At 63.3% G+C, this 23,653-nt stretch carries 25 protein-coding genes and 1 pseudogene; 16 read left to right on the plus strand and 10 right to left on the minus strand.

The window, feature by feature from the left end:
* Positions 1 to 81 precede the first annotated feature (81 nt).
* From GGD67_RS21700 to GGD67_RS21710, 3 genes are all read left to right on the plus strand, one after another.
* Positions 82 to 912 (plus strand): alpha/beta hydrolase, encoded by an 831-nt coding sequence (locus GGD67_RS21700; protein WP_018319173.1) that lies wholly within the window; start codon positions 82 to 84, stop codon positions 910 to 912.
* Between the two features lie 76 nt (positions 913 to 988).
* On the plus strand, positions 989 to 1,180 hold the full coding sequence (locus GGD67_RS21705) for a hypothetical protein (protein WP_179735723.1): 192 nt from the start codon (positions 989 to 991) through the stop codon (positions 1,178 to 1,180).
* A 37-nt stretch (positions 1,181 to 1,217) separates the two neighbouring features.
* Positions 1,218 to 1,535, plus strand: coding sequence for a cytochrome c (locus GGD67_RS21710; protein ID WP_179735725.1), 318 nt, complete (start codon positions 1,218 to 1,220; stop codon positions 1,533 to 1,535).
* Between the two features lie 226 nt (positions 1,536 to 1,761).
* On the opposite strand, the gene GGD67_RS21715 is transcribed toward GGD67_RS21710, so the two are convergent.
* Positions 1,762 to 2,103: a phasin gene (locus GGD67_RS21715; RefSeq protein ID WP_018319170.1), complete on the minus strand. Its 342-nt coding sequence runs from the start codon at positions 2,101 to 2,103 to the stop codon at positions 1,762 to 1,764.
* A 154-nt stretch (positions 2,104 to 2,257) separates the two neighbouring features.
* On the minus strand, positions 2,258 to 2,443 hold the full coding sequence (locus GGD67_RS21720; RefSeq protein ID WP_018319169.1) for a hypothetical protein: 186 nt from the start codon (positions 2,441 to 2,443) through the stop codon (positions 2,258 to 2,260).
* A 594-nt stretch (positions 2,444 to 3,037) separates the two neighbouring features.
* Here GGD67_RS21720 and GGD67_RS21725 point away from each other — a divergent pair.
* Positions 3,038 to 3,394 carry a hypothetical protein gene (locus GGD67_RS21725; protein ID WP_018319168.1) on the plus strand — a complete coding sequence of 119 codons (357 nt, stop codon included), beginning with the start codon at positions 3,038 to 3,040 and terminating at the stop codon, positions 3,392 to 3,394.
* A 46-nt stretch (positions 3,395 to 3,440) separates the two neighbouring features.
* Here the strand turns inward: GGD67_RS21725 and GGD67_RS21730 are convergent, their stop codons facing one another.
* Both GGD67_RS21730 and GGD67_RS21735 read right to left on the minus strand, forming a co-directional pair.
* Positions 3,441 to 4,016 carry a hypothetical protein gene (locus GGD67_RS21730; RefSeq protein ID WP_018319167.1) on the minus strand — a complete coding sequence of 192 codons (576 nt, stop codon included), beginning with the start codon at positions 4,014 to 4,016 and terminating at the stop codon, positions 3,441 to 3,443.
* 42 nt (positions 4,017 to 4,058) lie between these two features.
* Positions 4,059 to 4,589: a GcrA family cell cycle regulator gene (locus GGD67_RS21735; RefSeq protein ID WP_179735727.1), complete on the minus strand. Its 531-nt coding sequence runs from the start codon at positions 4,587 to 4,589 to the stop codon at positions 4,059 to 4,061.
* Between the two features lie 164 nt (positions 4,590 to 4,753).
* On the opposite strand from GGD67_RS21735, the gene GGD67_RS21740 reads away from it, so the two are divergent.
* Positions 4,754 to 5,362 carry a S24 family peptidase gene (locus tag GGD67_RS21740; RefSeq protein ID WP_018319165.1) on the plus strand — a complete coding sequence of 203 codons (609 nt, stop codon included), beginning with the start codon at positions 4,754 to 4,756 and terminating at the stop codon, positions 5,360 to 5,362.
* Positions 5,363 to 5,473: 111 nt separating this feature from the next.
* Positions 5,474 to 5,748: pseudogene (locus GGD67_RS39455) on the plus strand (hypothetical protein).
* A 14-nt stretch (positions 5,749 to 5,762) separates the two neighbouring features.
* Here GGD67_RS39455 and GGD67_RS21750 read toward each other — a convergent pair.
* A complete protein-coding gene (locus GGD67_RS21750; RefSeq protein WP_179735731.1) occupies positions 5,763 to 6,737 on the minus strand; it encodes a quinone oxidoreductase in 975 nt (324 codons plus the stop codon).
* Between the two features lie 224 nt (positions 6,738 to 6,961).
* Here GGD67_RS21750 and GGD67_RS21755 point away from each other — a divergent pair, with 224 nt between their 5' ends.
* From GGD67_RS21755 to GGD67_RS21765, 3 genes are all read left to right on the plus strand, one after another.
* Positions 6,962 to 7,162: a hypothetical protein gene (locus tag GGD67_RS21755; protein WP_018319162.1), complete on the plus strand. Its 201-nt coding sequence runs from the start codon at positions 6,962 to 6,964 to the stop codon at positions 7,160 to 7,162.
* 163 nt (positions 7,163 to 7,325) lie between these two features.
* Positions 7,326 to 8,273, plus strand: coding sequence for a MoxR family ATPase (locus GGD67_RS21760; protein ID WP_026202136.1), 948 nt, complete (start codon positions 7,326 to 7,328; stop codon positions 8,271 to 8,273).
* Positions 8,274 to 8,278: 5 nt separating this feature from the next.
* A complete protein-coding gene (locus GGD67_RS21765) occupies positions 8,279 to 9,658 on the plus strand; it encodes a VWA domain-containing protein (protein WP_179735733.1) in 1,380 nt (459 codons plus the stop codon).
* 19 nt (positions 9,659 to 9,677) lie between these two features.
* Here the strand turns inward: GGD67_RS21765 and GGD67_RS21770 are convergent, their stop codons facing one another.
* Positions 9,678 to 9,860, minus strand: a complete 183-nt coding sequence (locus GGD67_RS21770; RefSeq protein ID WP_179735736.1) for a hypothetical protein — start codon at positions 9,858 to 9,860, stop codon at positions 9,678 to 9,680.
* Between the two features lie 351 nt (positions 9,861 to 10,211).
* On the opposite strand from GGD67_RS21770, the gene GGD67_RS21775 reads away from it, so the two are divergent.
* Complete coding sequence (locus tag GGD67_RS21775) at positions 10,212 to 10,433, plus strand: hypothetical protein (RefSeq protein WP_018319158.1); 222 nt, start codon at positions 10,212 to 10,214, stop codon at positions 10,431 to 10,433.
* A 201-nt stretch (positions 10,434 to 10,634) separates the two neighbouring features.
* The gene (locus tag GGD67_RS21780; RefSeq protein WP_179735738.1) at positions 10,635 to 11,954 is read left to right on the plus strand and encodes a dicarboxylate/amino acid:cation symporter; all 1,320 of its coding nucleotides are present in this window, start codon (positions 10,635 to 10,637) and stop codon (positions 11,952 to 11,954) included.
* A gap of 11 nt (positions 11,955 to 11,965) precedes the next feature.
* Here GGD67_RS21780 and GGD67_RS21785 read toward each other — a convergent pair whose 3' ends face one another.
* Together GGD67_RS21785 and GGD67_RS21790 are read right to left on the minus strand one after the other, a co-directional pair.
* Positions 11,966 to 13,339 (minus strand): hypothetical protein, encoded by a 1,374-nt coding sequence (locus GGD67_RS21785; protein WP_179735740.1) that lies wholly within the window; start codon positions 13,337 to 13,339, stop codon positions 11,966 to 11,968.
* A 111-nt stretch (positions 13,340 to 13,450) separates the two neighbouring features.
* Positions 13,451 to 14,710, minus strand: a complete 1,260-nt coding sequence (locus tag GGD67_RS21790; protein WP_179735742.1) for an allantoate amidohydrolase — start codon at positions 14,708 to 14,710, stop codon at positions 13,451 to 13,453.
* A 365-nt stretch (positions 14,711 to 15,075) separates the two neighbouring features.
* Between GGD67_RS21790 and GGD67_RS21795 the strand changes: the two genes are divergently transcribed.
* Positions 15,076 to 15,561: a nucleoside deaminase gene (locus tag GGD67_RS21795; protein ID WP_179735744.1), complete on the plus strand. Its 486-nt coding sequence runs from the start codon at positions 15,076 to 15,078 to the stop codon at positions 15,559 to 15,561.
* Positions 15,562 to 15,695: 134 nt separating this feature from the next.
* On the opposite strand, the gene GGD67_RS21800 is transcribed toward GGD67_RS21795, so the two are convergent.
* A complete protein-coding gene (locus GGD67_RS21800; protein ID WP_179735746.1) occupies positions 15,696 to 16,799 on the minus strand; it encodes a hypothetical protein in 1,104 nt (367 codons plus the stop codon).
* Between the two features lie 547 nt (positions 16,800 to 17,346).
* On the opposite strand from GGD67_RS21800, the gene GGD67_RS21805 reads away from it, so the two are divergent.
* The 4 genes from GGD67_RS21805 (at position 17,347) to GGD67_RS21820 (ending at position 22,069) form a co-directional block, all read left to right on the plus strand.
* The gene (locus GGD67_RS21805; RefSeq protein WP_409411110.1) at positions 17,347 to 18,936 is read left to right on the plus strand and encodes an ABC transporter ATP-binding protein; all 1,590 of its coding nucleotides are present in this window, start codon (positions 17,347 to 17,349) and stop codon (positions 18,934 to 18,936) included.
* Entirely contained in the window at positions 18,920 to 20,011 is a 1,092-nt protein-coding gene (locus GGD67_RS21810) for an ABC transporter permease (protein ID WP_179735750.1), read from the plus strand. The genes GGD67_RS21805 and GGD67_RS21810 overlap by 17 nt, the downstream gene beginning before the upstream one ends.
* Entirely contained in the window at positions 19,998 to 20,915 is a 918-nt protein-coding gene (locus GGD67_RS21815) for an ABC transporter permease (protein WP_018319150.1), read from the plus strand. The genes GGD67_RS21810 and GGD67_RS21815 overlap by 14 nt, the downstream gene beginning before the upstream one ends.
* 77 nt (positions 20,916 to 20,992) lie before the next feature.
* A complete protein-coding gene (locus GGD67_RS21820; protein ID WP_179735752.1) occupies positions 20,993 to 22,069 on the plus strand; it encodes a BMP family ABC transporter substrate-binding protein in 1,077 nt (358 codons plus the stop codon).
* Positions 22,070 to 22,163: 94 nt separating this feature from the next.
* Here the strand turns inward: GGD67_RS21820 and GGD67_RS21825 are convergent, their stop codons facing one another.
* Entirely contained in the window at positions 22,164 to 23,513 is a 1,350-nt protein-coding gene (locus GGD67_RS21825; protein ID WP_179735754.1) for an 8-oxoguanine deaminase, read from the minus strand.
* Positions 23,514 to 23,653: the final 140 nt, after the last annotated feature.

Raw genomic sequence — 23,653 nt, forward strand, 5'->3', positions numbered from 1 at the left:
AATCCCGTAACCTGCTCACGGTCGCTCGATCCGGGAGTTCCCAATGACCATGTTCAGCCAAACGTGATTTGAGACGAGATCATGACGAGGGTGTTTGCAATCCTGGCGTTTCTCTGTGTCCTCGGCGTCGGGGAATATTTTGTCGTCAGCCGGTTCGCGATCCGCCATGAGACTTTGACCCTGTACGACGCCGCGCGGCAGCGGCCGATCTCGGTCGAGTTGGCGGTGCGGCGCGATTACGAGACCAAGGCCAATCTCGGCCTCTGGAAACTCCCGCTCGCCATCATCAGCAACGGCAACACCGTCAAGGCCACCGAATATTCCTTCCTCGCCAACGTGCTCGCCGCGCGCGGCTATCTGGTTGCCAGCATCCAGCAGGATCTGCCGAGCGATCCGCCGTTGATGACCCATGTCGGTGAGCAATATGTCGGCCGGCGCGAGGTCTATATCCGCTGCGAAGCCAACATTCTTTTCGTGCTGGACAAGCTGAAAAAGCAGCAGGAGAACGTCGATTACGACCACGTCACCCTCGTCGGCCATTCCAACGGCGGCGATGTCTCCATGTATGTGGCCCATCAGCATCCGGAGCTAGTGTCGAAGGTGATCACGCTCGACAATCTGCGGGTGCCTTTCGTGCTCAGCGACGGCATGAAGATCCTGTCGTTCCGGTCGAAGGACCCGCATTTCGTGACCGATCCAGGCGTGCTGCCGACGCCGGAAGAAGCCAAGGCGCGTGGTATCGACATCGTTCACACCGGCGCGCAGCACACGGAAATGAGCGATCGCGGTCCCAACGCGGTCAAGGAGAAGATCCAGGAAACGCTCGACCGCTTCCTGCGTGACAGCGCCAGCAGCGCGCTCGCGCCGGCTGATACGAAAACCCCGATGATCATGAACCCGGGCGACTATTAGCCGGGAACGCTTTGCGACAGATCAAGGCGGCTCCGAGGCGCCGGGATAAAAGGGCGATATGGCCTCGGAGAGACACGTGTCGCACTATATCGAAAGTCTTGATACGAAAGGTCTCGATACGAGAAGTCTCGTTACGAAAGATCTTGGCCTGCCCGCGGCGAGGGTGCCGGCTTTCGTACGGCATTTCTATCGTTCGGTCCGCAAGCTGCTGCGGTCGATCATCGCCCGCATTGATCTCTCGCAATTTCCGGGATCGTGCTGCGGATAAGCATCGTGGCCGCCAATCAATGTATGAAGGTTGCCCTATGCACCAGCATTTAAGACGAATTTGCCTGCTGCTTGCCGTGACCTCGAGCTTCAGCGCGTCGTCCGCTTTCGCGGCCGACGCCGGTCATGGTGCCGACCTCGCCAAGCGCTGGTGCGCAAGCTGCCATGTCGTCGCGAACGGCCAGACCCAGGCGAGCGCCGACGTCCCCTCCTTTATCTCCGTCGCGCGCAGGCCGGACTTCAGTCCGGAGAGGCTCGCCTTCTTCCTGCTTGATCCGCACCCGAAGATGCCGAATTTTCCCCTGAGCCGGACCGAAGCCGGCGACATCGCGGCCTACATCGCATCGCTGCGCTAAAGCGTCATCCGGAAAAGTGCGCAGCGGTTTTCCGAAAAGATCATGCTTGAACAGCGCGATGGCGATACATGCTGATCGCATCGCGCTTTGGTCGCGCGCCGGGCACGACGCTGCTGCAAATGCAAATCCCTGCCGGAGGACCGGCAGGGATCAGCAGAAGGGATGACGGACGACGAATGTGGTCGTTCGGTGGCCTGTCATCGACCTATAGTGCGCACTCAGAGAATCAGGACTTCCCCTTGCCCGATTGCATGAGACTGCCGGTCATCTGGCGCATGTGATCTCCGGCGCTGGTGAACTGGCTGCGCAGGAAATCGGACTGGATTCGCATCGCTTCCTGAAGGTCGGTGGCATGAACCAGCTTGCGCGCATGCTCGAAGGCCGACTTCATGTTCTGCTCAGTGAAAACCAGCGCCTGCTTCGACACCTCCGTCCCCGGTCCTGGAACGGACGACATCGATTTGGTGGCGGCGTCGAAAAACATGCCGAATGCTTTCTCCGCCTGATCAATTGTCTTCTCGGCCAGGTCGCGCAGTTCGGCCGGAACTTCGAGCTTCGGTTCGATCATGGTCGCACTCCTCCCGTTTTCCCAATTGAATACCACACTTGCCGGATCGCCTTCCAGCGGCCAGCCGCGTGGAAACGTCGCCGGCAGTCCGGCTCCGGCGGGAAAACGAACGGGAAAATGAAAGAGACGGCGTAAAGCCGGCGCGCGGCCGGGCTCAGGACAAGGGGTGCTCGGGCAGAACCTCTTCGGTGGCGAGGTCTTCGACCAGCTTGATGACCTCGAAACGCTGTCGTGGCGCGAGCTTCAGGAACGCGCGGAGCAGGCGCAGGCTTTCGACCGTACCGCTCGCGGGCGCGCCGAGCTTGAGGTGCAGTTCAGCCGCGAAATTGAAGTTTTTCATCTCGCACCTATGACAAGCATCGGCTTCGTGACCCGCTCAAGAACCGAACGCCATAACAAGACGCCATAACAGGACCTATGGCGACGAATTCTCGGCCGGGTGGGCCCCGGCAGTTGGCACGCCGAACGACATGTCCAAACGACTAGCTCAACCGATTGGTTGCAATTATGTCAAGGAACAACCCGTCCGGCAAGCCCAACAGTAGCTATAGCGGTGCTTCGTCTGCATCGCACCACGGCAATTCCGGATAACAGGTATATCGACCGCAGTCACCCACCTGCGTCAAGAAGCGTCATCAATCACACACACAGCCTTGATCGCCATCAATCGGCATAACGTTTCCGCTTGTTTCCGAGATGACGGACATTCGGCTGCGAATGAGTTTCTCAGCGCCTACACGTAATTGTTGAGTGCGGCCTCGGCGGTTGTATTAACGGCGAAATAACGATCGATCTCGCAAGCCGGATATGTTTCCGCGTGAACCGTTGTCCATGAACGAACGACCAAGCCGTTGCGACACGGCCACGCAGACAACGGGCGCCATGGCTGAAAACTCTTCGATTCGGGCGCGCCTCAGCACCAAAGGACGACGGCATGCTTTCTCGCTGCGATCTCATCAAGGGCGCCGCGGTCGCGCTTTTCACCCTCTCGATACAAGGCGCATGGGCGCAGGAGACCAAGATGAACCTGTTCAAGATCGTCACCGTCAAGGACGAAATCGTGGTCGGGTTGTCGGCGGAGGAGCTTCAGGCGCTCGGCGGCAATGATGCGAGCGCGGTTGCGCACGCGCTGGCGCAGAAGGGCGATCTCACGGTCTGGCAATATAACGTGCATCGCGGCCCGAACGGCGAATTGCAGCAGGCACCGACCGCCAGGATCGGGCTTTTGGCGAACGCCTCGCTCCGCGTCGAGCCCTATACGACACCCTACCAGATCGTACCGCATCCGTGAGCGGCAGACCGGCACGCCCGCGGCCAAAACCGCGGGCATGCCATGGTCATCTGCGCCGCCCTGCCTGCTGTTTCCCAGTTTCCGTCGCAAAGCCGTAAATCAGTGCCAGCCGGTCCAGGCACTCGCGAAAGCGTCGCGCGAAATAGTCGTTCCAGCGCTGCGTACGGACGGCGCGACGCTGCCCGATCTGATCCATGGTCAGGCCCAGCACCAGCACGTCGTGCACCAGCGCAGCGCCGTCGGTCCCGAGTTCGCGCTCGACCTGGTTCAGCCGCAGCACCGCCTGGCGCTGGCTCTCGGTCACCGGCTCGCGCGTGCGCGCGCCATCGACATATTCGCGGGTCGGGTCCATCGCCTGAGGGCCCCGCTCCGCTTTCTCCCAATCGTTCTGGAAGGCGCGCCCGCCGAGATATTGCGCCTCGTCGATCTGGTGATGTGCGTGCAGCCGTCCCAGCGGATCGCCGCGGATCGACCGGATCGCCACGATCTTCTCACCGGCATCGAGCGCCAGCGGATTGTCGACCTCGACCTCCGCCACTTCGGCATTGAACGGCACGTCGCGGGACCGCCGGTCGTAGATCTGCGCCAATTTGTAGGACTTGTTGCGTCGTGCACGAGCCACTTGGATACTCCTTGCGAAATTGACGATGGAACGGGTGAGAGTTCAGGCCGCGAAGACCAGCTTCAGCACGACGGGACCGGGGACACGGGCGGACGCCGCCCCGGAGCGACGCGTCAGGCCCGCATGCGGCGCGCAATAGCTGGAGCCCGGCTGGCGCGGATGGCCGCAGAAGCCGATCTCCTCCCCGTCCTTGTCGCCGCCATAGGGATAGCGGCAGTCGGCCGGATCGAGGTCCACCAGTTGGATCAGGCGCGGCTGAACGCCGACGCAGCGCAGCTTCACCTGCACCGCAGGCTTCACTGCGGACTTCGGCGGCACGCTCAGATTCGGTAGCACCGCGCGGCGCGGCGAAACCGGAGCTTCACCGGGCAAATATGGCGCGACCGATGGGCTCACGATCCATTCCGGTATGACGAGCCCGAGCCGCTTGGCGCGGCCGATCACCGCATTGCGCGTGTAAGCCGTTCCAAACCTTGCGTTTATCTGTCTTCCGATCTCCGCATAAGACATGCCTTTGAGAAAATAGTCGCGAAGCGCGTCGGAATGCTCCGACGGCCAATGGCCCGGTTCCATGCTGCTGTCCTGTGATGCGCCTCCTCCGATCGCACGACCGGGGGCGAAACGGACATTCCGGTATTCCGAAGCCAAAGTCAAGCGATAATTCTGATATTCATAATTGCAATAATTCCGAATTTCGGATTACAAGAGCGAGACGATGGGTAATCGAGGGAATCACCATGTTGGACGTTGCAATGATCGAGCGGGGCCTGGAGAAGACGGGCAAGAGCAAGGGCGGCCTCGCGGCGGCCATGGGCGTGCGGCCCGGCGCGGTCTCGGAGATCCTCGGCGGCGAACGCCTGGTGAAGGCCTCGGAGATCATTCCGATCATGGAATATCTCGAGCTCAACCTCGCGCCGATCATGGGCCGCGTCGGTGCCGGCGCCGTGATCGAGCCGGATTACGAGCAGGTCCCCCCGGAGGGTCTCGGCGACATCGCGCTGCCCTTCCCGATCATGGAAGAGACTGTCGCCTTCGAGATCGTGGGTGATTCGATGCTACCCAAATACGAGAGCGGCGACGTGATCGTGGTCTACAAGGATCAGCGCCATCCGCTGTCGAGTTTCTACGGCGAAGAGGCCGTCGTCCGGCTCAAGACCGGCGAACGCTATCTGAAAACGATCGAGCGGGGGAAAAGCCCGTCCCTCGTCAATCTCACCAGCTTCAACGCCAAGCCGATCGTCGGCGTGAAGCTCGATTGGGTGGGTGAGATCTGCCTGTCCATGCCCAAGGGCCAGCTCGAGCGGCTGCGCGCCAAGTCGGCGCGCCCTCGCAAGAAGGGCAAGTGAGGCCTCGCACGGCCGACGATTTCGCTTTTTCGAAATCGCCCCTTGACTTTATTCTGTTTTTCGGAAATAATCTGCCGCGCGCCCGCAATGGGGCGCGGCAGAGTCGTTTTGATGCAATATTTCGTCGTGATGATCGACTACGGACGGCGAGGCCGCGAGGCGGTCGTCGACCCCGAAATCACAAGGCGTGAGGTCATCTCCTCATCGCCTCGGGCGAATACCGGAATGTCTCGTTCATCCACGAGATCGCCGGGAGTTCGGTCGAAGACGTCACCGAGGCGATCCTGACCGAGGCCACCCTGCCCCGGATCCCGCCCGAAGACGTCGACCTCCAGGCAATTCGCCTCGATCACGCCCACGATCTGCGCAAGCATGAACGGACGTGACGCGGGCCCGGACCTTACACCAGAAGAACGGTCGATCCCGTGGTCTTGCGTGCGGCGAGATCGGCATGCGCCTTGGCGGCGTCCTTCAACGGATAGGTCTGGTGCACCTCGATCTTGACCGCACCGGACTTGACGACGTCGAACAACTCGCCGGCCATCGCCACGAGGTTCTCGCGCTTGGCAGCGTAGGTGAACAGAGTCGGCCGGGTGACGTAGAGTGAGCCTTTCTGGGCCAGGAGGCCGAGATTGAGCGGCTCGACCGCGCCGGAGGATTGGCCGAACAGCGCGGCGACGCCGAGCGGGGCGAGGCAATCCAGCGATTTCAGGAACGTGTCCTTGCCGACGGAGTCATAAACCACGGGGACCTTCTTGCCGCCCGTGATCTCGTCGACCCGCTTCACGAAATCCTCGCGGGTGTAGATGATGACGTGGTCGCAGCCATGCGCCTTGGCAAGCTTGGCCTTCTCGTCGTTGCTGACGGTGCCGATCACGGTCGCGCCGAGGTGCTTGGCCCACTGGCCCAGGATCAGACCGACGCCCCCGGCCGCGGCATGCAGCAGGATGGTATCGCCGGCCTTCACCCGATAGGTCTGCCGGATCAGATATTGCGTGGTGAGGCCCTTCAGCATCATCGCCGCCGCGGTCTTGTCGTCGACCCCGTCGGGCAGCTTCAGCAAGCGGTCCGCGGGGATCAGCCGCGCCTCGGAATAGGCGCCGAGCGGCGAGGCGCCATAAGCGACACGATCGCCCGGCTTCAGATCGGTGACACCGGGCCCGACCTCCTCGACGATTCCGGCCGCCTCGCTGCCAAGCCCGCTCGGCAGTTGCGCCGGATACAAGCCGGAGCGGTTGTAGATGTCGACGAAATTGAGGCCGACGGCGGTGTGGCGGATGCGCGCTTCCCCCGGCCCGGGCTTTCCGACGCTGACCTCCTCCCAGACCAGGACTTCCGGACCGCCGGTCTTGTGAAAACGAATGGCATGCGTCATGGGCGTTGCTCCCTTATCGTTGGTTGAGGGCCGAAAAAACCGGATTGGCCGCAGAAATAGGCATTCGGTCCGCCCGTTACAGTACAGACACGTAACAAGAATGTCACAGCGCGCGAGAAACGTCCGCCGTTCCATCTCCGTTCGAAAGAGTTGATGATGCGCCTGGAGCGGCCGGCAGTAGCTTCTGCGCGGGGTTTGGTTGTCGCCTGCGAAGGAGAGCCGAGATGCCAGCTTATGTACAGCATCATCAGGACATCGAGATCGCGCCTGTGAATTGCCCGACGTGCATGGGGTTCCTGCCGATGTATGTGCGCGAGGTCGAACCGCATTGGAGCCTCGCCAAGATCGACTTTGTCTATGAATGCGCCGATTGCGGCGCCGAGGTCAGACAGACGATCCGCAAGCCGGAGCTGCTGCGGCACTGATCGCGCGAACGGCGAGCCGCGCAAATATTCGCGCCGACACGTATTTGCGTCGAGCGGAAAAAGCGCCGTCCGTGCGGGTCTGATGCCTCCCAAACGAGGCTTGTTCTTTGCCGGGAACGCAGGCAGAACAAGCCTCAAGCAAGACCTTTGGGAGCGCCCTTTCGTGGCTGATCAGAAGGCCTCGACCTCGATCGAGGCAGTGGAGAGCGGCCTCGCCGCGCAGGGCTACATCGCGAGCCGGCAGATCGCGACCGCCGTCTATTTGTCGCAGCAGATCGAGAAGCCGATCCTGGTCGAGGGCCCTGCGGGCGTCGGCAAGACCGAGCTTGCCAAGGCGATCGCCGCCTGGCGCGGCATGAAGATGATCCGCCTGCAATGCTACGAGGGTCTCGACGAGGCCAAGGCGCTCTACGAGTGGAAATACGCCAAGCAGCTTCTCTATACGCAGATCCTCAAGGACAAGCTCGGCGAGGTCCTCGGCGGCGCCCAGACGCTGCATGCCGCGCTCGACCAGCTGCACGATTTCGGCGACGTGTTCTTCTCCAAGGAATTCGTCGAGCCGCGCCCCCTGCTGCAGGCGCTGGAGCAGCCGGGCGGCTGCGTGCTCCTGATCGACGAGATCGACAAGTCGGACGCCGAATTCGAATCCCTGCTGCTGGAGATCCTGTCCGATTTCCAGGTCACGATCCCCGAGCTCGGCACCGTCTCGGCGATCACACCGCCGACGGTGATCCTCACCTCCAACAGCGAGCGTGACCTCGGCGATGCCCTCAAGCGGCGCTGCCTGCATCTGCATATCGGCTTCCCCGAGCAACGGCTCGAGGAGCGTATCGTCGAAAGCCGGGTGCCCGGCATCGCGCAGGCGCTGCGCCGGCAGATGGTCGGCTTTATCCACGAAATCCGCTCGCTCGATCTGAAAAAGCTGCCCTCGGTCAGCGAGACCATCGACTGGGCGCGCGTGCTGGTGCTGCTCCAGGCCACGGAACTCGACACCGAGATCGTCAAGGACACGCTCAACGTGCTCCTGAAATACGAAGCCGACATCGAGGCCGCATCGCCGCAGGTGACGACCTTCATTGCCAAGGCGGCCCGGTCCAACGTCTTCGGTTGACGCCGATGCGCGAGAACCTCCATCGTTTCTTTCGGGCAGCACGCGGCGTCGGTGTTCACGTCTCGCCGGCCGAAAGCATCGATGCGATGCGCGCGGTCGCGAAAGTCGGCATCTCCGACCGCGCCGTCCTGCGCGATGCGCTGCTGCTGACGCTCGCCAAATCGCAGGACGAGAAGCTCGCGCTCGGCGACTGCTTTGATCTGTTCTTCAGCCAGCCGGAGCCGCGACAGGATCAGACCGAAGCCAACGGCGAGGAGAGCGCCTCGCAGGACGTAGATCAGTCGCCCTCCTCCAGCTCGGCCAGCGAGGCGGGTGAAGGTCAGCCTCCTGAGAGTCTGGGTCCGCTGGCGCAGATGCTGCTGTCGCAGGACCGCAATGCGATCGCGGCCGCCATCGCCGGCGCGTCCGGCGCCGCCTCCCTGTCGGACATCCGCTATTCCACCCAGCGCGGGATCTTTTCCAGCCGCATCCTCGACGCCATGGGCCTCCAGCGCCTGCGCGACGATCTCGACGCGCTGACTGCGAGCAACCCGGCACTGGCCGAACGTCTGCGCGCCGCGCTCGACGCCTTGCGCGAAGCCGTGCGCGACACCGTCTCGCAGGGGCTTGCGCTCTACGCCCGCGAGGAGGCCGAGAATCTCCGCAACGAGATCCTGCGCAACGCGCCGCTCGCCCGCATCGAGCGGCGCCAGGTCGCGGAGATGCGCGCCCTCATCCGTCAGATCGCGCGCCGCCTGCGCGAGCGCTATTCGAAACCGCGCAAGCGCCAGCGCCGCGGTCATCTCGACGTCCGCCGCACACTGCGCCGCAATGCGGCATGGGGCGGCGTGCCGTTCCTCACCGCATGGAAGCGCAAGCATCGCGACCGGCCGAAGATCGTGGCACTATGCGACGTCTCCGGCTCGGTCGCGCAAGTTTCCGATTTCTTCCTGCTGCTGATCCACTCGCTGCACGAGGTGGTCGACGACGTCCGCTCCTTCGCCTTCTCCTCGCACATGATCGAGGTCAGCGAGATCCTGGAAAAGAAATCGCCGGAAGAGGCGATGGCCGAGATCATGTCCAAGGTCGGCTTCGGCTCGTCCGATTACGGCTCTTCGCTGGTCGATTTCGAAAAGGACTTCATGGGCACGCTGACGCCGCAGACCACGGTTATCGTGCTCGGCGATGCTCGCAGCAACAATCTCGACCCGCGTGCCGACATCCTGCGCCGCATCTCCGAGCGCTCGAAGCGGCTGGTCTGGCTCAATCCCGAAGGACGGCTCGCCTGGGGCTTTGGTGATTCCGAGATGCCGCGCTATACGACCTTCTGTACGGTCGTGCGCCAATGCGCCACCGCGCAGCAGCTCGAGCGCGCGGTGTCAGATATCGTGGCGACTTATCAGTAGGTTTTGCCCGCGGCTAACGTCAGCTCCGCGCAAGCTCCACTTGGCCGACGTTACACTCCCGGAAGTGATAGGCAATTTCGTCGAGCGCGCGCTGCTCCCATTCCTCGGCTTGCGCGAGCCAAAAAACCCGGCGATTGAAATCGAGCGCGGCACGCTCCCGGCACAGGGATTCCTGACTGCGAATTTCGACAAGCCTGTTCATGCACTCCACTCCTGCAGCGTGAAGTCATTCCCCGGGAATCACCGTAACAGAGTCCTCAACCTTTCGCCTCACGATTTCTGTGCATATTGCGACGCAGAATGGGACAGCAGCGTTTCCCGTGCGTCGCGGCAACTTGCAGTGCAACATCAATCCAAAATCATCAATATGTGATCGAAGCTCGGGACGATATTCGCGGTCGAACGATCTTTACTCTTGTGGCGCAATGAAGTGCGGCAATTCGTGAAGAGAGGTTCTAAACTGCGCACCGAATTCCCGACTCATTGTCGTCGCATGGTCTTCATGCAGCGCCGCTAACAGAGGCGCGCGAATGGTACTATCGCTTGAGGCAACATGAGCAACGACGTCGACTTCGATCTTTCGCCGGACCAGTGGGAAGCTCTGCGCACACTTCGCAACCCCGTGTCGGGCGGTCGCCTCTCCAAGGCCTATCTTATCGAAAGTCTGGTCAAGTTCGGCCTCGTTGTCGTCAATGACGGCGTACCCGTGATGACGCCCACCGGACGCAAGGCGCTCGTGCGCGGATCATGCCGGCTACTGGATCTTGCGGCGTGACAACGCCTTTCGTTTCGGCGAAGGCATAACGGCTGACCGCAGGTCCCGCGCTCCCGACGCAGCAGACGACGCAAGAAGCGTTGCGTCGCTCCCGCGATATCAGAGCGATGTCCAGCGTCGCTTTCCGGACTCCCGCGACAATCTGGCACGGTTGTTGCTCCTGTTTGACGTCCACGTCGCGTCAAACCGGGGGAATCCACCATGTCGACCATCACCGCGGCACCCGCCGCCGAGCCGAAGCCGCTCTACACCTCGCTGTTCGTCCAGGTCCTGGCCGCGCTGGTGCTTGGCGTCATCCTGGGCATGGCCGTCCCGGATTTCGCGATCGGGCTCAAGATCCTCAGCGACGCCTTCCTGAAGCTGATCTCGATGATCGTGGCGCCGATCGTGTTCTGCGTCGTCGTGCACGGCATTGCCGGCGCCGGCGACCTCAAGAAGGTCGGCCGGGTCGGCGTCAAGGCGCTGGTCTATTTCGAGATCATGACGACCGTTGCACTCGTCGTCGGCCTGTTGCTCGCTTATCTCTTCGGCCCCGGCCACGGCATGAACATCGATCCCTCGACGCTGGATGCCAAGGCGCTGAACACCTATGCCGACAACGCCCACAAGCTGTCAGGCGGCGGCATCGGCGCCTTTCTGATGAACGTGATCCCGACCACCTCCTTCGATGCGCTGTCGCGCAACGACGTGCTCCAGGTGCTGTTCTTCGCGGTCCTGTTCGGCGTCGGCCTCGCGCTCGTCGGCGGCGAGAAGGGCAAGCTCGTCACCAGCCTGATCGATGCGGCTTCCACCGTGCTGTTCCGCGTCATGGGGCTGATCGTCCGCGTTGCCCCGCTCGGCGTGCTCGGCGCGGTCGCCTACACTGTCGGCAAATACGGCGTCGGCTCGCTGAAGCAGCTCGTGTCGCTGGTGATGCTGTTCTACGTCTCGGTCGGCATCTTCGTGCTGGGCGTGCTCGGCGGCGTGATGGCCCTCGCCGGACTCAACATCCTCAAATTCCTCGCCTACCTGCGCGAAGAGCTGACCATCGTGCTCGCGACCGCCTCCTCCGATGCCGTGCTGCCGCAGATCATGAAGAAGCTGGAGCGGATGGGCGTGAAGGATTCCGTGGTCGGTCTCGTGATCCCGACCGGTTATTCCTTCAACCTCGACGCCTTCTCGATCTATCTGACGCTGGCCGTCGTCTTCATCGCGCAGGCGACCAACACGCCGCTGTCCTTCGGCGATCTTCTGCTGGTTCTCGGCGTCTCTCTGATCACCTCGAAGGGCGCGCATGGCGTGCCGGGTTCGGCCATCGTGATCCTGGCCGCGACGCTCAATGCGGTGCCGAGCATTCCTGCAATCGGCCTCGTGCTGGTGTTGTCGGTCGACTGGTTCATCGGCATGGCCCGCGCACTCGGCAACCTCGTCGGCAATTGCGTGGCGACCGTCGTGGTCGCGGCCTGGGAAGGCGATCTCGATCGCACCAAGGCGGCCAAGGTGCTGGAGGGCGGCGAGCTGGTGGACGTGACGGCGGGATAGCGCCCTACGGATCAGTCATTCCATTGGAGGAGCGGCGTTCCATACGCTCTCCTCCAGACCGACAGGAAGCGCGGAAACCAGGAATGGGCCACGGCGCCCTTGTAGGCCCAGGTGCGATACTTCAGCCCCTGTTCCGAGATCAGCTCTTGATATCCGCCGTGTACTTCGGTCGCGGTGCGAATGTCCTTCAATATGCCTTGCGCGCAGGCCCGGTAGCGATCACCGCCGGAGACCTCGTCGTAATCGAGCATCCGGTCCGCGAACTCGACGTTGAACGTCGGCCAGGATGAGCGCCCCTGATAGGCGGGGGCCGCAATCTTGTGGATGATCTTGTTCCGCGGATTATCCGCTGACACCAGGAAGTGGAACGTAGAGGGTATGCGGAAGCGCGGCTCCGCAATGATCAGATCCGCCGTGGCCGCGAACAGTGCACGTTCGCCGGCATCGGTCATGTCCCAAAAGCCGCGATGCACGCCGACGAAGTCCAGCGCAACCGAGGACACCGGCGGGCCCTTCGGACCATCCAGGGAATGCCTGATGTAGCCGTCTTTGCCGAACAGATGGAGCAGGTCTTTCTTGTACTGCGCGAGGCCGCGTCCAAGCAGCCGCTTTAGCTCGCTCTCGTCGACGATGCCGAGCTGCACGCTCCACACGAAGGTCGTGTAGACGCAAGCATTGGTGACAAAGCGCCTGCGTTCCGCACGGGTATCCGTTGCAGCGGAGCGAGAGCCGCGGGCATCACACAACAAATACCTGGTGCCGTCATCGTCGAACGGCTCGAGCTCGCTTGCGAGCTGGAGGATCGCACGCTTCAGGTCGCCGCCATATTCTGCCAGCAGCAGGCGGCCGGCATGCGCGCATTGCGACATCGCCAGATAGGACGGCGCCCTCTGATCGGCCGAGATCATCTGCTGCAGGCCGGCCAGAATGCCGAGCAGCGTATCCGAGGGCTGCGAGAAATAGTTCACGCCGAGGTACCGGCCGCGCCCCGCCGGGACGATGGTCGTCGTGACGACGTCGGCGCGAACCGCCTCCAGCAACAGACGGATGCTCTTGTCGAGCAGCCGGGCCCGCCGCACTGCGTCCTGCGCATCCATGATGGTCTCGGGGTCGAGAACATCAGGATAGAACCAGGCGAAGTCACGGGGATAATAGGCGGATGCGTGCGGCGCGCCCGTGACGAGGAAGGCCTCGGTGACCGAAAAGGCGCTGTCCATCGAGTGCCGGTAAAGGTCCTCGATGGCCGACAACGAATGGTGCGACTTCCTCAGGAATCGATCACCGAGAAAATTGACCGCCTGGAGGGCGTTGGCGAAAAACGTCGCGGCCGCGCCTTGGTAAAATCGGTTTCCGCGATCTGAGGGCAACGAGATATCGCTATTCATATGTGGCTAAGGTCACTCCGATGGTGCGGCCACCATCCGAAGCATGGCTGATTCGTATTTCGTCCAGATGACGTACCGGCTTCCGGCGGGGCACCTTACGACCTGATCGGGCTAACCTTCCCGCGGCCTGAAATTCTCGATCACCCGCAGCAGCACCCGCGCACCGGCGTCGGCGTCGGCGAGCTCCACATGCTCGTCCGGGTGGTGGCTGATGCCGCCGCGGCAGCGGACGAAGATCATGCCGACATCGGCGATGTCGATCATGGCCATGCCGTCATGCCCCGCTCCGCTCGGCAGCTCGAACACGGAGAACCCCTCAGCTCCGATCGCCCGCGCGATCTGCTCCTTGAGCCACGGCGCGCAAGGCGCGGTGCGGTTCTCGTGGGTGACGTCGAGCTGAAGGGCCAGGTGCCGGCGCTTGGCGATCGCCTCGATCTGGCGGACGATATCGGCGACCGCGCGCTTGCGGTGCATATCGGTCGGCGCGCGCATGTCGATGGTGAACGACACCTCGCCCGGAATGACGTTGGTGGCGCCGGGCCTCGCCTGGATGTAGCCGACGGTGCCGACAAGGCCGCTCTCGTCGGTGCGGCAAAACTGCTCGATCGCGCCGATGCATTCGGCCGCGCCCGTGAGCGCATCACGCCGAAGCACCATCGGCACGGTACCGGCGTGCCCCGCCATGCCGGTCAGCCGCGCGGCAAGCCGCGTCGCACCGGCAATCGCGGTGACGACACCGACAGGCAGATCCTGCGCTTCCAGCACCGGCCCCTGCTCGATGTGCAATTCGAGATAGGCAAGCAGCTCGCGCCGTGTCCGCGCGGCTGCTCCGATATGATCGGGATCGAGGCCGAACTGTACGAGCGCATCGCGCATCGACACACCGTCGCGGTCGCGCACATTCAACACACTCTCGTCGAAGGTGCCGGCCACCGCACGGCTGCCGAGCAAGGTCGAAGCGAAGCGCACGCCCTCCTCATCCGCAAAGCCGACGATCTCGATCGCGAACGGCAGGCGCTTGCCACGGCGATTGAGATCGGCAACGCAGGCGATGGCCGTGATCACCCCCAACGGCCCGTCCCATTTGCCGGCATCGCGTACGGTGTCGTAGTGCGACCCGAGCATCAGGCAAGGCGCGCCGGGCCGCTCGCCTTCGTAGCGGCCGCAGACATTGCCGATCGCGTCAAGGCGCGCGCTCATACCGGCCTCGCGCATCCAGCTCAGCAGGAGGTCCGCTGCCTTGCGCAACTCCTTGGTGAGATAGATGCGGGTGAGGTTGTCGCCGCCTTCCGAGATCGCAGCCAGATCGTTGATCCGACGCACGATCTCTTCGCCGAGCGATGCATTTTGAACGGCGTTGGCGGCACCCATCTCGACGAGCTTTCTCTTCTCTGGACCGCGGCAGCGGCTGTCCTGGCGACCATCGGTACACGTTCGGCGGCAAATCACGCACCGGCGCCCGTCCCAACCGCCGCGTGGTTAGCATGAATGCGCGTACGCGGCAGGCTGCGTCGCGCCGGTCATGCACAGGCGCGGCAACCGTTCACCCAATATCAGGACCCGAACCGCCCGTATAATCAATATTTTCAATCGCTTATCCGGAATATACCGTCAATAAGCCGGGGGCGGCTGGTGGAGAATGTTCCACGGCGAATTCGTGTATGAAGGACGAACCGGCGAAGCCGGTCTCGCCGCGATCGGTCGGCGCATGGCGGGGCACTGACCGCGGAGGATTGATGGCCGGCACATCGAAGCGTGACGAGCAGTTGCTGCGTTTGTCCTTCGCGGTCGCCCGCCGCTCCCTCACCCATGGCAACCACCCGTTCGGCTGCATCGTCGTCGATGCGGACGGCAGGGTGCTGATCGAGACCGAGAACGGCTACATGCCGGATCATGACGGCACCGCGCATGCCGAACGTCTCGCGGCCACCCAGGCCTGCCGCACACTCAGCCGCGAGGTGCTGGCGACAGCGACGCTCTATTCCTCGGCAGAGCCCTGCGCGATGTGCGCCGGCGCGATCTACTGGGCTGGCATCGGCCGCGTCGTCTATGGGCTCAGCGAGCATCGCCTGCGCGGCGTCACCGGCAACCATCCTGACAACCCGACCCTCGACCTGCCGTGCCGCGAGGTCTTTGCCAGCGGCCAGCGGCCGACCGAGGTCGTTGGTCCGCTGCTCGAGGACGAAGCCGCAGCGCTGCACGATGGTGTCTGGACGAAGTAGGCGTTACCACAAGTTCGGATCTGTAGGGTGGGCAAAGGCGCCCTTGCGCCGTGCCCACCATCGGATTGCTACGGCAGCAGAAGTCGTGGGCACGCTTCGCTGTGCCCACCCTACGGCTGCCACGTGTCAATCAGTCAGAACTTCACGGTGATACCGGAGTAGAGCGAGGATTCGGTGCACGACCCCGTGCTCACCGTCCGGCCACCGACCGCCGTGGTACATCCGACGGCAAGGTTGTGATCGAGACCGAACTTGTTCTGCCAATAGCGGTAAGCCACCCAGACGTCCACGAAGTGCGAATATTTGTCACCCCAGGCGGCCTTCGAGGCATCGAGGGTCAGCCGGATCGGCTCCGAATTCAACTCGACCGCCGTGTTGTAGACGCTGTTCGCGGGGCTGTAGGGAAGCGGCTGGGTGTCGGTACCCTTCTTGCCGTACCAGCCGGCGCGACCGCTGATCGAGAAATACTGCATGTTCGGCGGGAGGAAGCCGAGATCCATGTAGTAATTGACCTCGACCGCCCAGGTCGGCTTGAACGAGGTGTTGCCGTCTGCAAGACAGGTCACGCCGGGAACGCCCGCACCGAACAGTCCGCACTGGCTGAATGAGTTGTGATTGGCGAACTCCCAGTACACCAGCGGCGCGACGTTGATGTAACCCTTGTAGGGCAGATCGAACGCAAACTGGAGACCGCCGACGACGTCGCGCTTGGCCGCGCCGAAATACCGGTTTTCCGTGTTGGCATCCATGCCAACCTCGAACGAGATGTTGTGAAGCGGCCCCGCGGTGAAGGCCTTGGTGTCGAAGAGCTCATTCCAGCCGAACGTCGAGCGGAACAGTCCGTAGATCTCCGTTGCACCGGCGCACGTTGCCGGCGCGCCGAAGATCGTGCCCGCGTTGGTGCAGGGCGCAGACGGGTCATTGTGGTCGGACTTGAACATCGAGATGGTGAAGAAGTTCGTGCCGTATGCCCAGAGATCGAAATGCGTGAACGAGTAAACCTGCTTGGTGGTCTTGCTGTCGATCGACCCATCCGGCCGGAACGACCATGCACCGGGCTGCGAGGCGTTGAAGATGTAGGAGAAGGTGACGCGGTTATCGATCACCAGGAAGAACGGGAGATCCGCCGCCTTCTTGGCAGCCTTGACCGGCAGATCCGCCGCGAAAGCCGGGCCACCGGTGGCCAGCGTGGCAAGTGACAGCGCCGTTGCTGCAATTGCCCTGAAACGAAACGACATCCTGAATACCCCCAAGTTTGGACACGTCAATGAACGCCCTTGGGTGCGAGACTTGCGCCGATCTCCCGGAGGGAGAAGCCTCAACTTTTTTCAAGGCGTGCCGCTTGTTTTGGCAAGGGGCGGCGTTTCTTCGTGGGATTTAGGAGGTTTTCTTGCAGCGGGCATGCGGCCCGCATGGCCGGCTATTGCCGGACATTCCCGTTTGATTTCGCTCTTCTTTCATGTCGAGCGGATGTTGGGGGACGGACGGTCAGGGGCCAATGTTGCGTCGATCCGCAATGCATAAGTGCGATGGCGCAACTTTGCTCACTGCGACGTCAAGGCTGCATAGCGGGTTCCGATTTGCCTTGAACCGTCACAAATCTGCAACAGGCGCCCGCAGAAGCCGCGTCCGTAAGGCAATGTGCGGGCGCCTGAACACGGGACTTCGTCCCGGCGAGAGCCGGCGCGCTGCCACAAGCTGCCTGCCAAAGCGTTGAGCAAGGGATGACGCATTTTCCCACCTTACGCCGGGGTTCAAACTGGCCCACTATTGGGGCATTTCACCATGCAAGCGCATCAGCGAATGTTGGATTCGACACCTGACGGCCTGAATTCCGGCGAGTCCCCGCTGCTGCGGACGATCGGACTCACCAAACGCTATGGCGATTTCCTCGCCAATGATTCCATCGACATCGATATTTGGCCAGGCGAAATCCACGCGCTGCTCGGCGAGAACGGCGCCGGCAAGTCGACGCTGGTCAAGGCGATCTACGGGCTGATCCAGCCGAGCGCTGGCGAGATTCGCTGGCAGGGCCGACGAATCCTGCTGTCCGGACCTTCGGAAGCACGCAGCCTCGGCATCGGCATGGTGTTCCAACACTTCTCGCTGTTCGACAATCTCACCGTCGCCGAGAACGTCGCGCTCGGCCTCGACGGACGGGAATCCTTCAAGGACATGTCGGCGCGATTGGAGCAGGTATCGAAGGCTTACGGCCTTCCGCTCGATCCCAAACGCGAGGTCTGGCAATTGTCGGTCGGCGAGCGCCAGCGCATCGAGATCGTCCGGGCGCTGATGCAGGATCCGAAATTCCTGATCCTGGACGAGCCCACCGCCGTCCTGACGCCGCAGGAAGCCGATCAGTTGTTCGTCGTGCTGGAGCGGCTCAAGGCCGAAGGCCGCGCCATCCTCTACATCAGCCACAAGCTCGAGGAGGTGAAGCGGCTCTGCGACACCGCCACGATCCTGCGTGGCGGCAGGAAGGTCGAGACCTGCAATCCCCGGCGCGAGACCGCCGCTTCGCTGGCGCGCATGATGGTCGGCGGTGAGATCAAGGAAGTGAAGGCGGCATCCGGCCGGACAACCACCGTGCCGCGGCTCGTCGTCAACGATCTTTCGCTCGCGCCGAGCGAGCCGCATGGCGTCCGGCTCGAGCACATCTCGTTCGAACTGAAGGGCGGCGAGATCCTGGGCATCGCCGGCGTCGCCGGCAACGGCCAGGAGGAGTTGTTCGCCGCGCTGTCCGGCGAGCGGTTGTCGAAGGACCCCGGTACCGTGGTGATCGAAGGCATTGCCGCCGGCCATCTCTCCATCACGCAGCGACGCAGGCTCGGAGCAGCTTTCGTTCCCGAAGAGCGGCTCGGCCATGGCACCGCGCCGCGCATGAAGCTCTCGGAGAACGCGCTGCTCACCGGACATGCCGCGAGCGGCATGGTCCATCGCGGCTTCATCAATACCGCGGCCACGCTGAAGACCGTCGACCGCGCGACCGAGACATTCGACGTCCGCAAGGCCAAGCGCGATCCGGAAGCCGCATCCCTCTCCGGCGGCAATCTGCAGAAGTTCATTGTGGGACGCGAGATCCTGCGCAACCCCGCTGTGCTGGTGGTGAGCCAGCCGACCTGGGGTGTCGATGCCGGCGCCGCCGCCGTCATTCGCCAGGCGCTGCTTGATCTGGCAACCGCGGGCGCCGCCGTGCTCGTGACAAGCCAGGATCTCGACGAACTCGCCGAGATCGCCGACCGCATCGCCGTGATGTTCCACGGCAAGCTGTCGGCACCGCTCGCGACCCGCGAGGCAACGCGCGAAAAGCTGGGCCTTCTCATGGGCGGCAGCAGCCTCGAGCCAAAGGAGGTCGCGCATGCAATTGGTGCTTGAGAAGCGCGCCGAGCGCTCGGGCACGATCGCGCTGGTCTCGCCGCTGATCGCGATCGGCCTCACCGTCGTGACCATGGTCATCCTGTTCGCGATACTCGGCAAGAATCCCCTGCTCGCCCTGCACGCCTACTTCATCGCGCCACTGACCGACGGCTATTCGTTGCAGGAGATCGTGGTGAAGGCAACGCCGCTGGTGATGATCGCCATCGGCCTGTCACTCTGCTATCTCGCCAATGCCTGGAACATCGGCGCCGAAGGCCAATTCCTGATTGGCGCGGTGGCGGGAAGCTGGATCGCCGTGAAGACGCAAGGCACCGACGCCGGCGCCTGGGTGTTGCCGGCCATGCTCGTCCTCGCTGCCGCTGCGGGCGCGCTCTATGGGCTGATCCCGGCGATCTGCAAGGTGAAGTTCGGCGCCAGCGAGATCCTGACCAGCCTGATGCTGGTCTATGTCGCCGACCTCTTCCTCGATTATCTCGTGCGCGGCCCCTGGCGCGACCCCAACGGCTTCAACTTCCCGACCACGGCCGAGTTCGATCCGGTGGCGACGGTGCCGTTGCTGATCGAGGGCGGCCGGCTGCATCTCGGCTCGATCATTGCGCTTCTAGTCGTCGCCGCGGCTGCAATCCTGCTCGGGCGAACCATCAAGGGGTTCGAGATTCGTGTCGTCGGCGCGGCGCCCCGCGCGGCCCGGTTCGGCGGCTTCAACGCCAATCAACTGATCATCCTGACCTTCGCGATATCAGGCGCGCTCGCAGGGCTCGCCGGCATCATCGAGGTGGCAGGTCCGGTCGGACATCTCCAGCCCGGCATCTCACCCGGCTACGGTTTTACTGCGATCATCGTCGCCTTCCTCGGCCGGCTGAATCCGCTTGGAATATTAATTGCAGGCCTTTTCCTCGCGCTGACTTTTATCGGCGGCGAGCAGGCGCAGATCGCGATGAAGATTCCATTGGATGTCACCAAGGTTTTTCAGGGCATTCTGCTGTTCTACGTGCTCGCCTGCGATTCCCTGATTCTCTATCGCTTCAAGCTGAGCTTCCCGAACCGTCAGGTGGCCCGTGGAACTCATTGAAGCCATCATCCTGGCCGTGCTCGCCGCGTCCACGCCACTCCTGATCGCCGCGACCGGAGAGCTCGTGACCGAGCGCTCCGGCGTGCTCAATCTCGGCGTCGAGGGCATGATGATCGTTGGCGCGGCCTGCGGCTTTGCCGGCGCCTGGCTCACCGGATCGGTCTTCGTCGGCGCGCTGTTCGGCATCATCGCGGGCACGATGATGTCGCTGATCTTCGCATTGATGGCCCTCGGGCTCGCCGTCAACCAGGTGGCGACGGGACTCGCACTGACCATCCTCGGCGTCGGGCTGTCCGGACTGATCGGCGCCGGCTTCGTCGGCGAGCGCATCACGCCGGCGGTCCATCTCGCCATTCCGGGCCTCACCGACATCCCGCTGGTCGGGCGCGTGCTGTTCGGCGAGGATGGCTTCGTCTACTTCTCGATTGCACTCGTCGTCGGCGTCTGGTGGTTCCTGTACCGCACGCGGGCGGGATTGATCCTGCGCGCCTGCGGCGACAACCACGTCTCCGCGCATGCGCTCGGCTATCCCGTGCTGCGTATCCGCACCTTCGCGGTGATGTTCGGCGGCGCCTGCGCCGGCCTTGCCGGCGCTTATCTGCCGCTCGCCTATACGCCGTTCTTCATTCCCGGCATGACCGCGGGCCGCGGCTGGATCGCACTGGCGCTGGTGGTGTTCTCATCCTGGCGGCCGGGCCGGCTCGTGATCGGCGCCTATCTCTTCGGGGCCGTGACGATCCTGCAATTGCATGCGCAGGGCTGGGGCATCGGCATTCCCTCGCAATTCATGTCGGCGCTGCCTTATCTTGCGACGATCATCGTGCTGGTCCTGCTCTCCCGCGCGCGCAGCGGCGGCTCGACCGCACCGGCCGCGCTCGGCACCGTGTTCGTGCCCGACCGCTGAATTTCATTTCCGCGGCGCGCGCGATGGGGCGCGCACGTTGCGGATCGTGGCTTTCCCCTGATGTTTGGAGATCGATGATGAGGAAATCACTTCTTGCGCTGGCCGCCGGACTCCTGCTCGCCGGCAGCGTCAGTGCAGTCTCCGCCGCCGACAAGCTGAAGGTCGGCTTCATCTATCTGGGTCCGATCGGAGATTTGGGCTGGACCTATCAGCATGATCTGGCGCGGCAGGCGCTGGTGAAGGAATTGGGCGACCAGATCGAGACCACCTATCTGGAGAACGTGCCAGAAGGCCCGGACGCCGAGCGCTCCATCGAGCAGCTCGTCCGTGCCGGCAACAAGCTGATCTTCACGACCTCGTTCGGTTACATGGATCCGACGCTGAAGGTCGCGAAGAAGTATCCGAACGTGCATTTCGAGCACGCCACCGGCTACAAGCGCAATCCGAACATGTCGACCTACTCGGCCAGATGGTATCAGGGCCGCTACATCCAGGGGCTGATCGCGGCCAAGATGTCGAAGTCCGGCGTGCTCGGCTATATCGGCTCGTTCCCGATTCCGGAGGTCGTCTCCGGCATCAACGCGACGATCCTGGCGGCGCAGACCATCAAGCCTGACATCAAGGTCAAGATCATCTGGGCCAACACCTGGTTCGACCCTGGCAAGGAGGCCGACGCCGCCAAGGCGCTGATCGACCAGGGCGCCGACGTCATCATGCAGCACACGGATTCGCCCGCCGCGATGCAGATCGCCAGCGAACGCGGCAAGCTCGCCTTCGGCCAGGACTCCGAGATGATCAAGTTCGGGCCCAAGACCCAGCTGACCTCGATCCTCGACACCTGGGGCCCCTATTACATCGAGCGGGTCAAGGCCGAGCTTGCCGGCACTTGGAAGTCCCAGGACAGCTGGGGCGGCCTCGACAGTCACATGTTCGCGATGGCGCCCTACACCAACATGCCCGACGAGGTAAAAAAGCTCGCCGAGGATGCCCAGGCCGCGATCACTACAGGCAAGCTGCATCCGTTCAAGTGCCCGATCGTTGGGCAGGACGGCAAGCCGGTCGAGTGCAAAGGCGGCGATCACCTCGACGACGGCCAGATCCTCGGCATGAATTTCTACGTCAAAGGCATCGACGACAAGCTGCCGGGCAAGTAGCACGCTTCTTGCTTGGGCTAGATCACCTGCTCCTCCCGGAGGAGGTTCGGAGGGGGTGGCCAGAAGCACCCGGCACTTGTGGTCGCCCCCTCTTTCATCCCATCCGCATGAGCCGCGCCGCCGAGCTGTGACGGCGGATGAGGTCTGCCACATCGAGGCCGGGGATCGCGCCGTCGATCACGGCCCATCGTCCCCCCACCATCACCCGGTCGGCCCGATGCGCCCCGCACAGCACCAATGCGGCCAAGGGGTCGCCATGGCCGGAGAAGCGCAATTCGTCGAGCCTGAACAGCGCGAGGTCCGCAGCCTTGCCGACCGCAATCTCTCCGAGTTCCGGCCGGCCGACGCAGGCTGCCGACCCCTTGGTGGCCCAGCGCAGCGCGTCCTTGTGGCTGACCTTGGCCACGCCATAACGCGCCCGTTGCAGCAGGAACGCGGCCCGCACCTCCTGCATCAGATTCGATCCGTCGTTCGAGGCCGAGCCGTCGACACCGATCCCGATCCCGACGCCGGCCTCCTCCATCTCGCAGACCGGGCAGCAGCCGGACGCCAGCAGCTGGTTGCTGCACGCGCAATGGCTGATGGTCGTCTTCGCCTTGCCCAGCCGCTTCATCTCGTCGGCATTGAAAAATATGCCGTGGGCGAGCCAGGTCCGCGCATTGAGCCAGCCGCATTGCTCGAGATAGTCGAGTGGACGGCAGCCATACATCTGCTGGCAAAATTTGTTCTCGTCCTCGGTCTCGGCGAGATGGGTGTGCAGGCGCACATCCAGCTTGTCGGCGAGATCGGCGGTGGCGCGCATCAGCGACGTCGTCACCGAGAACGGCGAGCACGGCGCCAGCGCGATCTGTACCATCGCATCGGCGCCGCGCTGGTGGTGCCTCGCCACCACACGCGCACTGTCGGCGAGGATCGTGTCCTCGTCCTGCACGACGCTGTCAGGCGGCAGGCCACCGTCCCGCTGCGACAGGTTCATCGAGCCGCGCGTCAGCAGCACCCGCACGCCGAGACGACTTGCGACGCCGACCTCGATATCGACGGCGTCCTCGAGACCCGCGGGGAAGACGTAGTGATGATCCGTCGTGGTGGTGCAGCCCGAGAGCAACAGCTCGGACATCGCCACGGTGACGCCGAGCTCGAGCGCCTCAGGCGTCAGCCTCGCCCACACCGGATAGAGCGCCTTGAGCCAGGGGAACAGCTCCCGATCCATCGCCGCCGGCAGCGCCCGGGTCAGGGTCTGGTAGAAATGATGATGGGTGTTGATCAGGCCCGGCAGCACGACATGTGCGCTCGCGTCGAACACCGCGACATCAGCGGTCGCAGGCGTGGCGCCGGCCGGCACCAGCTCGACGATGCGGCCGTTGGTGACCACGATTCCGCGCTCGGCACCGTCGGCGAGGACGGCCAGGGGATCCCTGATCCAGATCGGCTTTGTGTCGCTCATGATCCCGATTCTCCTCATACCCGCTGACAGGCCAGCCAGGTAAACGCTGGCTCGATCACCTTCGCGCCACGACTTGCTTGTTGCGACTTGGCTCCGGTCTTGCAAGAATCATCGACACGATTCACCGGCGGAAGCTTTGG

This window comes from Bradyrhizobium sp. IAR9 (genome assembly GCF_013408065.1).
In the GTDB taxonomy this organism is placed as follows: Bacteria; Pseudomonadota; Alphaproteobacteria; order Rhizobiales; family Xanthobacteraceae; genus Bradyrhizobium.

Bases quoted from the DNA above. Each gene is read 5' to 3' on its own strand.
- GGD67_RS21700 (WP_018319173.1), top strand. From the start codon at position 82: ATGACGAGGGTGTTTGCAATCCTGGCGTTTCTCTGTGTCCTCGGCGTC.
- GGD67_RS21710 (WP_179735725.1), top strand. From the start codon at position 1,218: ATGCACCAGCATTTAAGACGAATTTGCCTGCTGCTTGCCGTGACCTCG.
- GGD67_RS21715 (WP_018319170.1), bottom strand. From the start codon at position 2,103: ATGATCGAACCGAAGCTCGAAGTTCCGGCCGAACTGCGCGACCTGGCC.
- GGD67_RS21720 (WP_018319169.1), bottom strand. From the start codon at position 2,443: ATGAAAAACTTCAATTTCGCGGCTGAACTGCACCTCAAGCTCGGCGCG.
- GGD67_RS21725 (WP_018319168.1), top strand. From the start codon at position 3,038: ATGCTTTCTCGCTGCGATCTCATCAAGGGCGCCGCGGTCGCGCTTTTC.
- GGD67_RS21735 (WP_179735727.1), bottom strand. From the start codon at position 4,589: ATGGAACCGGGCCATTGGCCGTCGGAGCATTCCGACGCGCTTCGCGAC.
- GGD67_RS21740 (WP_018319165.1), top strand. From the start codon at position 4,754: ATGTTGGACGTTGCAATGATCGAGCGGGGCCTGGAGAAGACGGGCAAG.
- GGD67_RS21750 (WP_179735731.1), bottom strand. From the start codon at position 6,737: ATGACGCATGCCATTCGTTTTCACAAGACCGGCGGTCCGGAAGTCCTG.
- GGD67_RS21755 (WP_018319162.1), top strand. From the start codon at position 6,962: ATGCCAGCTTATGTACAGCATCATCAGGACATCGAGATCGCGCCTGTG.
- GGD67_RS21765 (WP_179735733.1), top strand. From the start codon at position 8,279: ATGCGCGAGAACCTCCATCGTTTCTTTCGGGCAGCACGCGGCGTCGGT.
- GGD67_RS21770 (WP_179735736.1), bottom strand. From the start codon at position 9,860: ATGAACAGGCTTGTCGAAATTCGCAGTCAGGAATCCCTGTGCCGGGAG.
- GGD67_RS21775 (WP_018319158.1), top strand. From the start codon at position 10,212: ATGAGCAACGACGTCGACTTCGATCTTTCGCCGGACCAGTGGGAAGCT.
- GGD67_RS21780 (WP_179735738.1), top strand. From the start codon at position 10,635: ATGTCGACCATCACCGCGGCACCCGCCGCCGAGCCGAAGCCGCTCTAC.
- GGD67_RS21785 (WP_179735740.1), bottom strand. From the start codon at position 13,339: ATGAATAGCGATATCTCGTTGCCCTCAGATCGCGGAAACCGATTTTAC.
- GGD67_RS21790 (WP_179735742.1), bottom strand. From the start codon at position 14,710: ATGGGTGCCGCCAACGCCGTTCAAAATGCATCGCTCGGCGAAGAGATC.
- GGD67_RS21795 (WP_179735744.1), top strand. From the start codon at position 15,076: ATGGCCGGCACATCGAAGCGTGACGAGCAGTTGCTGCGTTTGTCCTTC.
- GGD67_RS21800 (WP_179735746.1), bottom strand. From the start codon at position 16,799: ATGTCGTTTCGTTTCAGGGCAATTGCAGCAACGGCGCTGTCACTTGCC.
- GGD67_RS21805 (WP_409411110.1), top strand. From the start codon at position 17,347: ATGCAAGCGCATCAGCGAATGTTGGATTCGACACCTGACGGCCTGAAT.
- GGD67_RS21810 (WP_179735750.1), top strand. From the start codon at position 18,920: ATGCAATTGGTGCTTGAGAAGCGCGCCGAGCGCTCGGGCACGATCGCG.
- GGD67_RS21820 (WP_179735752.1), top strand. From the start codon at position 20,993: ATGAGGAAATCACTTCTTGCGCTGGCCGCCGGACTCCTGCTCGCCGGC.
- GGD67_RS21825 (WP_179735754.1), bottom strand. From the start codon at position 23,513: ATGAGCGACACAAAGCCGATCTGGATCAGGGATCCCCTGGCCGTCCTC.